Source organism: Methylopila turkensis (genome assembly GCF_027922325.1).
Lineage (GTDB): Bacteria > Pseudomonadota > Alphaproteobacteria > Rhizobiales > Methylopilaceae > Methylopila > Methylopila turkensis.
The window spans coordinates 778,660-794,212 of sequence record NZ_BSFL01000003.1; the positions used below are offsets into that span (position 1 = coordinate 778,660).

Genomic DNA, 15,553 nt, shown 5'->3' on the forward strand with positions numbered 1-15,553 from the left:
CGGTTCTCGGCGACGCGGCGCGCTTGGTTCGCGGCAATGGACGCCCGTGAGGGCGCGACGTCAAGCCGAAGGATCGGCGTCCGTCGCGGTCTCGGGCTCGGCTGCGGCCTTCTTGGCCTTGGCCGCCTTCTTGGCGGGCTTGGCCTTCTCGACCTTCTCGCCCTCGGCCGCCTCGGCGTCCGGATCGGCCAGCAGCTCGTCCTTCGTGACGGCGCGCTCGGTCACGGTCGCCTTTTCGAGGATCTGGTCGACGACCTTGTCTTCAAAGATCGGCGCGCGCAGTTCGGCCAGCGCCTCGGGGCTCTGGCGATAGTAGTCCCACACCTGCTTTTCCTGGCCGGGGAACTGGCGGGCGCGCTCGATCAGGGCGCGGGTCACCTCGTCGTCGGTGACCTTGACCTCGTGCTTGTCGCCGATCTCGGCGAGCACGAGCCCGAGGCGCACGCGGCGCTCGGCGATCTTGCGGTACTCGGCGCGGGCCTCATCCTCGGTGGTCTCTTCGTCGGCGAAGGTGCGGCCGTTCGCGGCGAGGTCGGCCTGAACCTGACGCCACACGTTCTCGAACTCCTGCTCCACCAGCGTGGGCGGCAGGTCGAAGGCGTATTCGGCGTCGAGCGCGTCGAGAAGCTGGCGCTTCAGCTTCTGCCGGGCGATCTGGCCGTATTGCTCGCCGATCCGGTCGCGCACCGCCGCCTTCAGCGCGGCGAGGTCGTCCATGCCGAGCGTCTTGGCGAGTTCGTCGTCGATCTTGACCTCGCCCTGCGCCTCGACCGCCTTCACGGTCACGTCGAAGGTCGCGGCCTTGCCGGCGAGATGAGCCGCGCCGTAGGCCTCGGGAAAGGTCACGGAGATGGTGCGGGCCTCGCCGGCCTTGGCGCCGACGAGCTGCTCTTCGAAGCCCGGAATGAAGCGGCCGGCGCCGATCTCGATCTCGGTGTTATCGGCGGAGCCGCCCTCGAACGGCTCGCCATCGATCTTGCCGACGAAGTCGACCGTGAGCCGGTCGCCCTCGGCCGCCGCCTCGCCCTCGGCCTTGGCGACGAACGGCGCGTTCTGCTTGGCGACCCGCTCGACCTGCTCATCGACCTCGGCGTCGGTCACCTCGGTGGTCAGCTTCTCGAGCGTGATGCCCGAAACGTCCTTGAGCTCGACCTGGGGAAGCACCTCGAGCGCCACCGTCACGGACAGGTCGGACGCGCCGGAGATGACGCCCTCGACCTCGTCCTTCTCTTCGGGAAGGCTGATCCTCGGCTGCATCGCGAGCTTGAGGCCGTTGTCGTCGACGATCTTCTTATTTGCCTCGGCGACGGTCTGCTCGACCACTTCCGCCATGACCGAACGGCCATAGAGCTTCTTGAGGTGCGCGAGCGGCACCTTGCCCTTGCGGAAGCCGTTGATGTTGACGCGGTCCTTCAGCGTCGCGAGACGCTCGTTCAGGCGGGCGTCGAGGTCGGCGGCGGGCACCACCACCTTGAATTCGCGCTTGAGGCCCTCGTCGAGGGTTTGCGTCACCTGCATGAGCGTCGTCTCTTCGAATCTTCCGCCGCGGCGCTGCGCCCCCCGCCTGCGGGGAAGCGCGCGCCCGCGGCGCCTTGTTCCACGGGTTGGCGGCGGACGATCGGCCGGACCTTGGTGCGGGCGGAGGGGCTCGAACCCCCACGGCTTGCGCCACGGGAACCTAAATCCCGCGTGTCTACCAGTTCCACCACGCCCGCGCCGGGCGCAATCGCGCCTCGCGCATCCCTGAAAAGGGGCGCGCAAGGCGGACGCTCTATATCACGGCGACCGGAGCGCGCACCAAAAAAACGACGCGCCCTTCGGCTGACGCCGCGTCAGCCGGGCAAACGGCGCAGCACGGCCGGCAGCGCAGCGACGGTAGCGCCCAACGCAAGTCAGCCACGGAGCAGTATCGCATCCAATCGGACGCTACCGCCTAAAACCTGTACCGGGGCCGATCAGGCTTGAGCATCGATTCCGGCAGGAAGCCCTTCCCGCAATCTTCGCAATAGTATCCACTGACAAACTGTTGAAGAGGCTGTCGCATTCGCAAATCCGGGTGGACATCGTCTGCTCTGAGATCAGTGATGTATCTGAGGCGCGGATCGACGCCCGGTCCACCAATCCATTCTGGGTCGATGAGTAACAGCTTCGGCCCCACGGCCTTACTCAATCCGCACCTTGGGCATCCCGGAGCTTGATCCATCTGCATCTTTCCAGCTGGAATTCCAAAGCATCTTCATGGGATCATAAACCAAGCGTCCCGATGCTCTCTCTTTAAAACGACATTCCTAAGGCTGGGAGTCGCCGCCCTCCGCCACGGTTGATTGAAACCTCCTCAGCACGGCCGGAAGCGCGCCCGGCAGGTCGTCGGCGATCAGGCCGGGCCCGACCTCGCGGGCCGCCTCGCCGTGCAGCCAGACCGCCGCCGTAGCGGCCTCGAACGCGGGCATGCCCTGCGCGAGGAGGCCGGCGCAGAACCCCGCCAGCGTGTCGCCGGCGCCCGCGGTCGCGAGCCATGGCGGCGCGTTGTCGGCGATCGCGGCGCGGCCGTCCGGGCTCGCGACCACCGTATCCGGCCCCTTCAGCACGACGGTCGCGCCAAGCCGGCGCGCTGCCTCGCGCGCACGGTCGAGCTTCGAACCGGCCGGTCCGCCCTGCCCGAACAGCCGGCCGAACTCTCCTTCGTGCGGCGTGACCACGACGGGCCGGGCGGGACGCTCCGCTATGCGGTCGCGCAGCGCGTTCGGGCGATCGGCGAAGGCGGTGAAGACGTCGGCGTCGAGCACGCATGCCGCGGCTCCGGCGAGCGCGGCGTCCGTCGCCGCTTCGACGCCGTCGCCCGCGCCGGGGCCCACGATCGCGATGGCGAAACGGCGGCCGGCCAGGATCGCGTGCAGGTCGTCCGGCCTCGCCGCCGGCCGCAGCATGATCGCGGAGACATGGGCGGCGTGGACCCGGAGCGCCGCGGCGGGTCCTGCGAGCGTGACGGCCCCCGCCCCTCCCCGCGCGGCGCCGAGCGCCGCGAGCCGCGCCGCGCCGGTCGCGAACTCAGGTCCGCTCCAGACCAGCACATGGCCGCGATCGTATTTGTGGCCCTGCGGATTAGGCTCCGGGAACGCCGTGCGCCACAGCGCAGGCCGGTTCAGAAAGGTCCGCGCCCCAACGCCGGCGACGACGCTTCCCGGCATGCCGATGTCCGCGAGGACGACCTCGCCGCAGAGCGCCCGACCGGGATAGAGCAGATGGCCGGGCTTCAGGCGGACGAAGGTGACGGTCAGCGTAGCCGGCAGCACGGCTCCCGCCGCCGCGCCCGTGTCGCCGTTCAGCCCGCTCGGCACGTCGACGGCGAGAACGGGAAGTCCGCTGTCCGCCGCGCGCCCGATCGCATGCGCGGCGACGCCCGCGAGAGGACGGGCGAGGCCGGCGCCGAACAGCGCGTCGACCACGAGATCGAAGTCGACCGGACCCGCTTCTCCAATCGGAAGCGTCGGGCCCGACCAGCGCGCCGCCATGACGGCGGCGTCGCCGCGCAGCGCCTCCACAGGCGCCAACGCCGCCACCGCGACCGTCCGCCCGCTCTCCGCCAGCCGCCGCGCGGCCACGTAGCCGTCGCCGCCATTGTTGCCGGGACCTGCGAGCACGAGCACGCGGCGCGCCTGCGGCCAGCGCGCGAGCGCCGCTTCCGCGACCGCCCGCCCCGCCGCCTCCATCAACATCTCGCCCGCGACGCCCTCGGCCGGCGCGCGCCGATCAGCCTCCGCCATCTCGGAACAGCTGAGGATTTCGATCACGCGCCGCCTCGCCGCATCGTGACGCCGGACTCGCGGCTGCAAACCCGCTGGGCGCGCCTGCCCAAACTTCGCGCGAACCGTGCGAGACCAGACCCAGAAATCTGCCTATTTTCTAATCTGTTTGCATATTTCATGTTCATTCCCGTCGCATCCAGCAGTCGCGCGCCGAAGTGGGGCGCGGTAGGCTGTTGAGCGTCAGCCGGTTTCCCAACGTCCGCGCGCTTGGCATGCTTGCTGCTTCGATGCGCCACGCCCGCGTCCGCGCCGACGTCATACGTGCGCGAGACGGACGACACGGAGGAGCTCCCGAAAGTGAAGAAGATCGAAGCGATCATTAAGCCGTTCAAGCTCGACGAGGTGAAGGAGGCGCTCCAGGAGGTCGGCGTTCAGGGCATCACGGTGACCGAGGCGAAGGGCTTCGGCCGTCAGAAGGGCCACACCGAACTGTATCGGGGCGCCGAGTACGTCGTCGACTTTTTGCCGAAGGTGAAGATCGAGGTCGTAATCGGCGACGACGTGGTAGAACGCGCCGTCGAGGCCGTGCGCAAGGCGGCGGCGACGGGCCGCATCGGCGACGGGAAGATCTTCGTGTCCCCGGTCGAGGAAGCGATCCGGATCCGCACGGGCGAGAGCGGCCTCGACGCGATCTGACGGTTTCTCGCATGGCGCCCGCCTCGACGCGGGCGTCATAAAAAACCTGAACAGGGACAAGGACGGTCACCATGAAAACCGCCAAGGACGTTCTCGCGTTCATCAAGGAGAACGACGTCAAGTACGTCGATCTCCGCTTCACCGATCCGAACGGGAAATGGCAGCACGTCACCTTCGACATCACGATGGTGGACGAGGACTTCTTCGCCGAGGGGCAGATGTTCGACGGCTCGTCGATCGCCGGCTGGAAGGCGATCAACGAGTCCGACATGCTGCTGATGCCGGACGTGGCGACCGCATGCATCGACCCCTTCTTCGCCGCGACGACGCTGTCGGTCGTGTGCGACGTGCTCGAGCCGACCACCGGCGAGCCCTATGAGCGCGACCCGCGCGGCACGGTGAAGAAGGCGGAGGTCTACCTCCAGTCGCTCGGCATCGGCGATACGGTCTATTTCGGCCCCGAGGCTGAGTTCTTCGTGTTCGACGACGTCAAGTTCGCGACGAGCCCGTACAACACCGGCTTCAAGCTCGACTCGGTCGAGCTGCCCACCAACTCCGACACCGACTACGAGACCGGCAATCTCGGCCACCGCGTGCGCACCAAGGGCGGCTACTTCCCCGTTCCGCCGGTGGACAGCGAGCAGGACATGCGCGGCGAGATGCTGGCCGCCATGGCCGCGATGGGCGCGGTCGTCGAGAAGCACCACCACGAGGTGGCCTCCGCCCAGCACGAGCTCGGCCTCAAGTTCGAGAAGATCGTCCGCATCGCCGACCACCTGCAGGTCTACAAGTACTGCATCCATCAGGTCGCGCATTCCTACGGCAAGACGGCGACCTTCATGCCGAAGCCGGTCTATGGCGACAACGGCTCGGGCATGCACGTCCACCAGTCGATCTGGAAGGACGGCAAGCCGCAGTTCGCGGGCGACAAGTACGCCGGCCTCAGCCAGGAGTGCCTCTGGTACATCGGCGGCATCATCAAGCACGCCAAGGCGCTGAACGCCTTCACCAACCCGTCCACCAACAGCTACAAGCGACTGGTGCCGGGCTTCGAGGCGCCGGTGCTGCTGGCCTACTCCGCCCGCAACCGCTCGGCCTCCTGCCGCATCCCGTGGACGAACTCGCCGAAGGCCAAGCGCGTCGAGGTGCGTTTCCCCGACCCGACCGCGAACCCCTACCTAGCCTTCGCCGCGCTGCTGATGGCCGGCCTCGACGGCATCGTGAACAAGATCGATCCGGGCCCGGCCATGGACAAGGATCTCTACGACCTGCCGCCGCGCGAGCTGAAGAAGATCCCGACCGTGTCGGGCTCGCTGCGGGAGGCGCTGCAGAACCTCGACAAGGACCGCGAGTTCCTGAAGAAGGGCGGCGTGTTCACCGACGACCAGATCGACAGCTTCATCGAGCTGAAGATGAAGGAGGTCATCCGGTTCGAGCACACGCCGCATCCGGTCGAGTTCGACATGTACTATTCGGCCTGACCTTACTTCTCCCGCGTCGCGCCTCGTCAAGGCGCGACGTATCTGCCGGGGCGCCTCAGGGCGCCCCATTTTTTTGCCGAACCGGGAACTTCTTCTATTTTGAAGTGGGTGTATTTCCCCAGAACTACAAAAACTTTATCTCACATGACGCGTTCGTGACGGAGACGTCGTTTGAATTGTTCCAGCATCCGTTATGTGACGACGCTCGTTCGGACCTAAATTACCGATCTCAAGTCTTTTAATATGAGATTCATAATTAGGTCCGCGCGCGTCAGTCACAATAATTCGGAGCGGAAACATGTCCATGAGGGGAGCGACGGCGAAGGCGGCCGCAGCCGTGGCGCTGATCGCCGCGGGCGTCGTCGGCGCCAAGGCGGCGATAACGTTGAACAACGCCGTCACCGGCGAGGTGCTGAACCTCGAGGAGGCGGGTCCGGAAGGCAAGGACACCGAGGCGTTCAAGACGTTCATCGAGACCGGCCGGAACATCTACAACGGCAAAGCCGACTGCCTTGCGAAGGGCGAGCAGACCTATCTCGCGATGTGCTCCGGCTGTCATGGCCAGAAGGCCGAAGGCAAGCTTGGGCCAGGCCTGAACGACAGCTACTGGACCTATCCGCAGGGCGCGACCGACAAGGGGTTCTTCGAGATCATCTTCGGCGGCGCGTCCGGCCAGATGGGCCCGATGTACGGCGCGATGAACGTCGACGACATGCTGCTGACGATGGCCTGGGTTCGCCATCTCTACAAGGACAAGCCCGAGGACGCCGGCGAGTGGCTCACCGACGAGCTGAAGGCGAGTTTCAAGCCCTATGACGGCAAGACGCCGACCCCGAAGCCAGGCGCGAACGCGCCCGAGACCTGCAAGGTCGAGTGACGAGGACGCGTGACGCGGGCGGCCTTCGCCCGCGTCACGCGATCGACGGCCGCAGCAGCTTCGCGGCGTAGAGGTTCGCTTCGGTCTCGGACAGCACCCAGCCGTCTATGACGACCGAGCGGCCCTCCGCGAAGTCGATCGCGCACTGGTCCTGCACCAGACGGCGGCGGGTCGACGCGCAGTCAGTCGTCGCCGCCTCCCCCGTCAGCGGCCGCAGCCGCAACGCGGCCGCGAAGGCGTCGAACCCAGCCGGCGCGGCCTCGGCGACGACCAGTTCGCCGATCCGCCGCGTGTCGGGGTTGTCGGGCGCCAAGTCGAGCAGCGAAAAGAAGTCGGGATGGTGGCGCGGCACGAATTGGCATGCGAACCGGCTGCCGCCGTAGACGGCGCCGCCCGCGACGACCGTGGCGACCGATCCGAGCAGCAAGCGCCGTGTGATTTTTCCCAAGGCGTCCTCCCCTAGCTCAAGCGAGCGTCGCTGCGAGATGATCGGCGAGCCGGATGGCGAGCGCCGTGATCGTCAGCGTGGGGTTGGCGCAGCCGGCGGTCGTGAAGACCGAGCTGCCGGCCATGTGGAGGTTCGCGACCGAGTGCAGCCGGCAGTCGGCGTCGACCACGCCGCGCTTCGGATCGGCGTGCATGCGCGTCGTGCCCATGTGGTGGTAGCCGGAGAAGGCGATGTCGTGGTCCGGGGGGTCCGAGATGCCGAGCCGCATGCGGCCAAGGCCGGCGGCGCCGAGCTGCTCGCCGATGAACTGATGCGTGCGTCGCAGCCTGAGCAGGTCCTCGTCGGTCACGCGCCAGTCCAGCGCGACGCGCTGAAAGCCGAGCGGGTCGACCTCGTCGATCAAGGTGACCCGGCTGTCGGGATTGGGCGACTGCTCCGCGTCCTGCCGCAGCTTGAACGCCACCGGCCTCGAGCGCGGTTTCACCTTCCGCATCACGTGGCGATAGGCGCCCGTGGTGACGCGCCCAAGATCGTCGACCACCTCGCAGTAGCGCTCGCCGAACCGCTCCGGAACGCGGCCATGCGCGAAGGCCTTCACCATCTCCGAAAAGGCGATCCAGCCGTAATTGCGGAACTCGTCGTTGAAGGTCTCGTCGTCGAACTGGGGGATCAGGAACGCGGCGTTGTTGTTGAGGCCGCGGGCGACGATCTCGTCCGGCGCGATCTTCAGGCCGAAGTTCAGCACCGTGTCGCCGATGGTGTGCTGCTCGTCGTAGAGCGTCGCGTCGATCTCGTCGTCGAGCGCGACCAGCGTGGTTTCGATCGTCATGTGGTCGGTGTAATAGCGGCCGACGAGACCGTTCTCGTTGCCGAGGCCCTCCGGCCGCTGCTTGCGGCAGTTCAGCAGGATGCGCGCGTTCTCGACGCCGCCGCAGGCGATGACGAAGCGGTTGGCCCTGACGCTGACGGAATGGCCGTCCAGCGCGCGCGCCTCGATCCGCTCGACGGCGGAGCCGGCGGCGTTCAGCGCGATGTCGACGAGATTGGCGTGCAGCCAGCAGGAGATCTTCGGCTCCGCCCGCACCGTCTCCATGTATTTCAGCGCGAAGCGGGTGGGCGGGCTCTGCTGGTAGACGGTGGTGAACACCTTGGTCGGGTCGAGCGGCAGCGCCGGTCCCGGGGCGTTCGGGCGCCAATAGTCGAAGTCGTAGCGGTAGGGTCCGAGGTCGAGATAGGGCTGCGCCCGCGCGTAGAACGGATCGAGGTCGGCGCGGCCGATCGGCCAGCCGTGGTCCGGCATGTCGGGGCGCGGCGTGAAGTCGACCGGGTCGAGGGGCGCGCACATCCCGGTCCAGTGGCCGGAAGTGCCGCCGAACTGCCGGAGCCGCGACGCCGCGACGTCGATGTTCTGGTGGCCGGTGATCCGGCCTTCATACAGCGCCTGGCTATCCTCCTCGTACTGCTCGCCGCCGGATTCGAGCAGGATGACCTGCCGCCCCTTTTTCGCGAGTTCGAGCGCCAGCGTGACGCCCGCGGGGCCCGAGCCCACGACGCAGACGTCTCCCGTCAGTTCCGCCGGGGCCTCGCCCGAGAGCAGATCGCCGATCATATCCGCATCCCGCTCGCGCGCGCCCGCCGGGCCGCCTGAGCCCGCGCCAGCCTTTCGACGACCCACATGAAGCCCGCGCGGCCGGGCTTTTCGACGATGGCGTATGTCACCACGGAAACCCCCAGCGTCACGAAGGGCACGCACACGCCGATCACCGCCCGCTCGCCGAGCGTGCGCGCGAAGCCGAGGTGCTCCGCCCCGGCGAACAGCACCATGATGACGATCGCGTGCGTGAGGTAGATCGAATAGGACAGGTCTCCCAGCCAGATCAGCATGCGGTTGCGCAGCACGCCGGGCTCGGCCCAGGTAGCGCGCGACGCCAGCGCCGCGACCAACACCAGCATCGGCGGCCACAGCGCGTCGTAAGGCGCGTCGAGCGCGATCAGCGCGCCGCAGGCCGCGAACACGCCGACGATGACGAGCGCGTAGATCCGCGGCGTCATCGCGAGCAGCGCCGGCTCGTCGTCGAAGATGCGGCGGAGCAGGATGCCGGCCAGGAACGACGGCATCAGCCGCAGAGCGCCGCCGTCGAAAGTGAGCGTCACGAGGTCGAGGCGCAGCAGCATGTGCGACCCGACGGAGCAGACCGCGAACAGTACGAGGCTGAGCGCGAGACGCCGCGCGGTGCCGCGCACGCGGTCGGCCGCGGCGAGGTAGAGCGGGATCATCAGATAGGCGATCCACTCGGCGCTGACGGACCAGGACGGCCAGTTCCACGCGAGATCCGGCGTCGCCCAGGCCGAGTGCAGCATGAGCGCCGTCATGACGAAGCTCGCCCCGTCGTGCGTCGCCTCCGGCGTCACGCCGAGGATGCGTCCCGCCACCACCAGCGCCAGCACGCAAACGAGCGTGAACAGATGCAGCGGCCACAGCCGCGCGAGCCTGCGGATCAGAAAGTCGCCGTGACGGAGTCTGCCTTCTCGCCACGGCCCGTCATACATGTGCGCCAGCACGAAGCCGCTGAGCACGAAGAAGAAGTCGACGATGACGCGGCTGTATTCGATCGCGGCCGGCAGGTCGTAGTGGCCCTTCAGCACCGTGGCGTAGCTGTGCGCGAGCACCACCCACACGGCGGCGACGCCGCGCGTGGAGACCAGCTCGGGCAGCAGCATGCCTGGCGTGAAACGTCTTTGCGGTTCGGTCGTCATGCCATCGCGTCCCCGCGACGGGCCTGTCCGCGCCGTCGCCACGAGACGACGACGCTACGCGCAAATCCTTTACGTCCCGCTGCCAGATCGCTGCGTTTTCAGCGTTTTGCAGCCCAGCCGCGCGGGCTTCCGCGCCGATCTCAGATGACGGCTTGACGACGGCGGAGAACGAGAGCACAGTTTTCTCGTCAACAACGAACACGGAGGTCTAAGAAAATGACTCCGCCGAAGCGTGTAGACAGACCAGACTGAGACGCATCCGGAACGTCCCGAGCCTGGAACAACACAATTTAGCTGACTTTAGCGACGCTGCCGCGCGAAAATGTTAGGCGACACTTCTGTCGAGGATCGGAACGACAGGAGCGCTTACGTTCTAGTCTAGGCAGGCCGCATGAGAGCAGATCGAAAGCTCGACGGGTTCGTACACGCCGACTGCCCCACGCGGGCCGGCTCTCACACGATGGAACCCGCGTCTTCGACGAACAGAAACGCCTCGACGGTTCGGCCGTTCGAGGCGTTTCTTGTTTCGGGGGCGCCGCGAAAGGCGCGTTCAGCCGCGCCGGAAAGCCGTCGGGCTTCGTGCGGACAGAGCGTCGACCGGCAGCGCGCAGCGAGCCCGCGCGCCTCACACCGCCTTGTATTTCGGGAGCAGGGGCACGTCGTCGAGGCTGAACAGGTCCTGCGTCAGCACCCACATCACGACCAGGAACACGACCGTCGCGACCACGGTGTTGATCAGGACGAGCCGTCGCAGCGGCATGCGCTCCGGGGCGCCTGCCTCGCTGCCCGGCACGACCTCGCCGGCTTCCGCCTGGCTGCGGCCGGCGAAGGGCAGCGTCGCGAACAGCGCGATCCACCAGACCACGAAGTAGATCGCGACCCAGCTGACGATCGGGAAGATCACGCCTGCTCGAGCTCCACCAGAGTGCCGAGCATGTCCTTCGGATGCAGGAACAGCACCGGCTTGCCATGGGCGCCGATCTTCGGCTCGCCGGAGCCGAGCACGCGCGCGCCCTCCGCCTTCAGGCGGTCGCGGGCGGCGATGATGTCCTCGACCTCGTAGCAGACGTGGTGGATGCCGCCCGCCGGCGCGCGGTCGAGGAAGGCCTGGATCGGCGAGCCTTCGCCCAGCGGCTCAAGCAGCTCGATCTTGGTGTTTGGCAGCTCGATGAACACCACCGTCACGCCGTGGTCCGGCTGCGGCGTCGCCTCGGTCACCGTGGCGCCCAGCGTGTCGCGATAGATCGCGGTCGCGGCCGCGAGGTCCGGCACGGCGATGGCGACGTGGTTGAGGCGGCCGATCATCTGCTTCGCTCCGTCATCCCGGCGGAGCGGCGGAGCCGCGATAAGCCGGGATCGTGATCAGGATCAAGCGCCTGCCGACAGGCAGTCCCGGCTCTCCGCTCATCGCTTCGGCCGGGATGACGCGCGGTGTCGGCGGGCGCTTCTAGCGCTCGCTCATACCCCCACCACGCTCACATGGCATATTGGCTTTTTGCCCCATACCGTCTGCAGCTCGCCGCGCACCGCGCGCTCCACCGCCTTCTCGACCAGGCCGTGGTCGCGGCGCTTCTGGCGCGGCAGGCCGTCGAGGCAGTCGAGCACCGTGTCGCGCAGCACCTCCGGCATGGAGGTGCCCTCGTCGTCGCGCGGCGGCAGGCCGGCGAAGCGCACGGAGACGTCGCCGGACAGCTCGCCCCGCTCGTCGAAGGCGAGCGCGATCGAGACGACGCCGGCGAAGGCGAGGCGGCGGCGCTCGCCGATGGTCGGCTCGGTGGCGAAGATCATCACCTTGCCGTCCTTGAGCATGCGCCCGTTGACGACGTCGTCGACGATCTCGGTCGGGCCGCCCGCGAGCCGCACCACGTCGCCGTTGCGGATGCGCACGACCTTCGGCACGCCGATCGACTTGGCGAAATCGGCGTGGCCGTCGAGATGCATCTCCTCGCCATGCACCGGCGCCAGCACCTGGGGCTTGAGCCAGCCGTAGAGCATGGCGAGCTCCTCCTGCCGCGGATGGCCGGAGACGTGCACGAAATGGGTGCGGTCGGTGATGACCTCGGCGCCGCCTTCGATCAGCTTGTTGATGATGCGGCCGACCGCCTTCTCGTTGCCGGGAATGGCGCGCGACGAGAAGATCACGCGGTCGCCCTTGGCGAGGGTCACTTCGGGATGGTCGCCCTCGGAGACGCGGGCGAGCGCCGCGCGCGGCTCGCCCTGGCTGCCGGTCATCAGCGCCACCACCTTGTTGCGCGGCAGGTAGCCGAAGGCGTCCGGGCTCAGGAAATCCGGAATGCCTTCGAGATAGCCGAGCTCTCGCGCGACCTCGGTCGCGCGCGCCATGGCGCGGCCAACGAGCACCACCTGCCGGTCGGCGGCGAGCGCCGCGTCCGCGACCGCGCGCAGACGCCCGACATTGGACGCGAAGGTCGTCACCGCCACGCGGCCGGGCGCGGTCTTGATCAGGCCGGCGAGGCTCGCCGCCACCTCGGATTCCGAGCGCGAGATGCCCTCGCGCAGCGCGTTGGTGGAATCGCCGACGATGGCCGCGACCCCCTCGTCGCCGATCGCGCGGAAACGCGCCTCGTCGGTCGGGAGGCCCAGCACCGGGGTGCGGTCGATCTTCCAGTCGCCGGTGTGCACGACCGTGCCGACCGGCGTGCGGATCGCGAGCGCGGTCGATTCGGGGATCGAATGGGCGACCGGCACCAGCTCGACGTCGAACGGCCCGACATCGAAGCGCGAACCTTCAGCCACCACGCGCACGTCGATCCGAGGCGCCTCGCGTTCGGCGGCGCGCTTGGCCGCGAGCAGGCCGGCCGCGAAGGGCGTGGCGTAGACCGGGCATTTGAGCTGCGGCCAGAGGTCCAGCAGCGCGCCGTAATGGTCCTCATGGGCGTGGGTGAGGATGATCGCCTCGATCGCCGCGCCTTGCGCCTTGGCGAAGCGGATGTCGGGCATGATCAGATCGATGCCCGGCGTGGTGACGGGGTCGCCGAAGGTCACGCCGCAATCGACCATCAGCCAACGCCGCTTGCGACCCTCGCCCAGCCCGTAGAGGCCGGCGTTCATTCCGATCTCCCCGACGCCGCCGAGGGGTACGAAAACCAGATCCTGCGCCATTCCCAACCTTATTCCCGGACCGTCGCCGCGGTTCCGAAATGCACCTCGCCGGCCGCGATCGCGACGGACGTCCCGTCAGGGGCTCGTAGCACGAGCCGCCCCTCGTCATCGATCTTTTCGAACACGCCGCGCGCGACCCTGCCTCCGAGGTCCACCGAGACCTCCGAACCGAGCCCCGCGGCGCGCGCCATCCAGCCTTTTCGCACCTGCGCGAAGCCGCGTCCTTCGTCCCATGTCTCGAACCACGCCGCGAAGGCGTCCGTCAACGCGACGAAAAGCTGTTCTGCGGTCGCGTCGTCGCCGCGGCCTCTCAGCGAGGCCGCGGGATAGGGCAGGCCTTCGGGCGCCGAAGCCACGTTGACGCCTATGCCGACGACCACGTTCACCCGCCCGGGCGTCGAGACGTCGGCCTCGAGCAGGATGCCGGCGAGCTTGGCGCCGTCGACGACCACGTCGTTCGGCCACTTGAGCTCGGGCCTTGTCGTGGGCTGACCCAGCGAGGGCGCGACGGCGCGGAGCGCCTGCTCGAGCGCGAGGCCGGCGACGAAGCCGAGAGTGGCGGCGGTCGACGGCGGGACGCCGAGCGTGACGCCGAAGCTCGCCGCAAGATTGCCGCGGCCGGTGGACCATGCGCGGCCGCGGCGCCCGCGCCCCGACGTCTGCGCTCGGGCGACGACCCAGACCGGCCCCCTGCCCTCGCGCGCGAGGCCCATGGCCTCGGCGTTGGTCGAGCCGACCGTATCGTAAGCCTGAAGCGCGCAGCCGGCCGCGAAAGCTCGGGAGCCGAGGGCGAAGCCCGGCTCCACGCTCAGAACAGCGACCGGGCGGCGGCGGATGCGGCGGCGGTGAGCGGGCCCGGATAGACGAAGTAGAGCAGAGTGAAGCCGCCCGCGACGGTGAGCACCGCCCGCGCCCCGAGCGTCATCGGCTCGAAGGCGACGGTCGGCTCGTCGAAGTAGATGATCTTGACGATGCGCAGGTAGTAGAACGCGCCCACCACCGAGAGCACGAAGCCGGCGATCGCGAGCGGATAGAGCCCGGCGTTCACCGCGGCGTAGAACACGTAGAACTTCGCGAAGAAGCCCGCGAGCGGCGGGATGCCGGCGAGCGAGAACAGGATCATCGCCAGCACGAAGGCCATGGCCGGCTTGGCGCGCGAGAGGCCCGCGAGGTCCGAGATGCTCTCCACGTAGGATCCGTCCTTCAGCCGCATCGAGACGATGCAGGCGAAGGCGCCGAGCGTCATCGCGACGTAGATCGCGAGGTAGATCATGACGCCGCGCACGCCCTCGGGCGTGCCGGCGGCGAGGCCGACCAGCGCGTAGCCCATGTGGCCGATCGAGGAGTAGGCCATCAGGCGCTTGAGGTTCGTCTGCCCGATCGCGGCGAAGGAGCCGAGCGCCATCGATGCGAGCGCCACGAACACCACCACCTGTCGCCACTCGGTCGTGACCGACGGGAACGCCTCCATGATCACCCGCACGAACATCGCCATGGCCGCGACCTTGGTGGCGGAGGCGAAGAAGGCGGTGATCGGCGTCGGCGCGCCCTCGTAGACGTCCGGCGTCCACATGTGGAACGGCACGGCCGAGACCTTGAAGGCGAAGCCCGAGATCAGGAACACCACGCCGAAGATCAGCCCGAGCGAGGCCTCGCCCGACTTCAGCGCCTCGGCGATGTCGGCGAAGCCGACCGCGCCGGTCGAGCCGTAGACCAGCGAGGCGCCGTAGAGCAGCATGCCCGACGACAGCGCGCCGAGCACGAAGTACTTCAGGCCGGCCTCGGTCGAGCGCACGTCATCGCGGTTGATGGCGGCGATGACGTAGAGCGCGAGCGACTGCAGCTCGAGGCCGAGATAGAGCGCGATCAGGTCGTGCGCCGAGATCATCAGCATCATGCCGAGCGTCGCGAGCACGACGAGGATGGCGTATTCGAAGCGGGCGAACTTGAGCCGCTCCATGTAGTCGAACGACAGCAGCAGAGCCGCGAAGGCGCCGATGAGCGCGACGATCTTCATGAAGCGGGCGAAGCCGTCGAGCACGAAGCCGCCGCTGAACGTCACGGCGTCCGGAGCGATCGTCACCGCCACGCCCGCCGCGGCGAGCAGCGCGAGCGCGAGCGCGTTCACCAGCCGGGTGGAGCGGTCGCCCATGACGGCGCCCACCAGCACGAGGGCGAGCGCCCCGACCGCGAGGATGATCTCCGGCAACGCGGGCGCGAGGGCGGGGAAAGCTGTGGCGTCCATGGTGGTCAGCAGCCTTGATCGAAGTTTCGCTGGCGCGTCGGAACGCGCACGCCGTCATGCCCGGTGAAGCCGGGTATCCACGACTTGAATATCGAGCGTCGCCCGAAGTCGTGGATACCCGCGCTAAGGCGCGGGCATGACGTGGATAAGATGGCGGCGTCTTCGCGCATCCGACGCCGC

Annotated in this window: 13 protein-coding genes and 1 tRNA gene; 3 read left to right on the forward strand and 11 right to left on the reverse strand. The window is 68.2% G+C overall.

The features are described from left to right. Nucleotides 1–60: 60 nt before the first annotated feature. From tig to PKE78_RS14915, 3 genes are all read right to left on the reverse strand, one after another. On the reverse strand, nt 61–1,518 hold the full coding sequence (tig, locus tag PKE78_RS14905; protein WP_271201690.1) for a trigger factor: 1,458 nt from the start codon (nt 1,516–1,518) through the stop codon (nt 61–63). Nucleotides 1,519–1,630: 112 nt separating this feature from the next. After that, a tRNA-Leu gene (locus tag PKE78_RS14910) sits at nt 1,631–1,715 on the reverse strand. Nucleotides 1,716–2,288: 573 nt separating this feature from the next. After that, on the reverse strand, nt 2,289–3,764 hold the full coding sequence (locus tag PKE78_RS14915; protein WP_271201998.1) for an NAD(P)H-hydrate dehydratase: 1,476 nt from the start codon (nt 3,762–3,764) through the stop codon (nt 2,289–2,291). Between the two features lie 339 nt (nt 3,765–4,103). On the opposite strand from PKE78_RS14915, the gene PKE78_RS14920 reads away from it, so the two are divergent. The 3 genes from PKE78_RS14920 (at nt 4,104) to moxG (ending at nt 6,800) form a co-directional block, all read left to right on the forward strand. Beyond that, nucleotides 4,104–4,442 carry a P-II family nitrogen regulator gene (locus PKE78_RS14920; protein ID WP_271201691.1) on the forward strand — a complete coding sequence of 113 codons (339 nt, stop codon included), beginning with the start codon at nt 4,104–4,106 and terminating at the stop codon, nt 4,440–4,442. A 71-nt stretch (nt 4,443–4,513) separates the two neighbouring features. Next, a complete protein-coding gene (gene glnA, locus PKE78_RS14925; RefSeq protein WP_271201692.1) occupies nt 4,514–5,923 on the forward strand; it encodes a type I glutamate--ammonia ligase in 1,410 nt (469 codons plus the stop codon). Nucleotides 5,924–6,227: 304 nt separating this feature from the next. Beyond that, a complete protein-coding gene (gene moxG, locus PKE78_RS14930; RefSeq protein ID WP_271201999.1) occupies nt 6,228–6,800 on the forward strand; it encodes a cytochrome c(L), periplasmic in 573 nt (190 codons plus the stop codon). Nucleotides 6,801–6,834: 34 nt separating this feature from the next. On the opposite strand, the gene PKE78_RS14935 is transcribed toward moxG, so the two are convergent. The 8 genes from PKE78_RS14935 to nuoN all read right to left on the reverse strand — a co-directional run bounded on the left by PKE78_RS14935 (nt 6,835) and on the right by nuoN (nt 15,373). After that, entirely contained in the window at nt 6,835–7,248 is a 414-nt protein-coding gene (locus PKE78_RS14935) for a hypothetical protein (RefSeq protein ID WP_271201693.1), read from the reverse strand. 16 nt (nt 7,249–7,264) lie between these two features. Further along, a complete protein-coding gene (locus PKE78_RS14940) occupies nt 7,265–8,857 on the reverse strand; it encodes a GMC oxidoreductase (RefSeq protein ID WP_271201694.1) in 1,593 nt (530 codons plus the stop codon). Beyond that, nucleotides 8,854–10,005: an acyltransferase family protein gene (locus PKE78_RS14945; protein WP_271201695.1), complete on the reverse strand. Its 1,152-nt coding sequence runs from the start codon at nt 10,003–10,005 to the stop codon at nt 8,854–8,856. Before PKE78_RS14945 ends, PKE78_RS14940 begins: the two co-directional genes overlap by 4 nt. A gap of 625 nt (nt 10,006–10,630) precedes the next feature. After that, nucleotides 10,631–10,909, reverse strand: coding sequence for a DUF1467 family protein (locus tag PKE78_RS14950; protein WP_271201696.1), 279 nt, complete (start codon nt 10,907–10,909; stop codon nt 10,631–10,633). After that, nucleotides 10,906–11,310, reverse strand: coding sequence for a methylmalonyl-CoA epimerase (gene mce / locus PKE78_RS14955; protein ID WP_271201697.1), 405 nt, complete (start codon nt 11,308–11,310; stop codon nt 10,906–10,908). The genes PKE78_RS14950 and mce overlap by 4 nt, the downstream gene beginning before the upstream one ends. Before the next feature lie 153 nt (nt 11,311–11,463). Continuing rightward, nucleotides 11,464–13,134, reverse strand: a complete 1,671-nt coding sequence (locus PKE78_RS14960; RefSeq protein WP_428981276.1) for a ribonuclease J — start codon at nt 13,132–13,134, stop codon at nt 11,464–11,466. A 2-nt stretch (nt 13,135–13,136) separates the two neighbouring features. Beyond that, nucleotides 13,137–13,934 (reverse strand): biotin--[acetyl-CoA-carboxylase] ligase, encoded by a 798-nt coding sequence (locus PKE78_RS14965; protein ID WP_271201699.1) that lies wholly within the window; start codon nt 13,932–13,934, stop codon nt 13,137–13,139. Nucleotides 13,935–13,936: 2 nt separating this feature from the next. Next, nucleotides 13,937–15,373: an NADH-quinone oxidoreductase subunit NuoN gene (gene nuoN, locus PKE78_RS14970; protein WP_271201700.1), complete on the reverse strand. Its 1,437-nt coding sequence runs from the start codon at nt 15,371–15,373 to the stop codon at nt 13,937–13,939. Between the last annotated feature and the right edge of the window lie 180 nt (nt 15,374–15,553).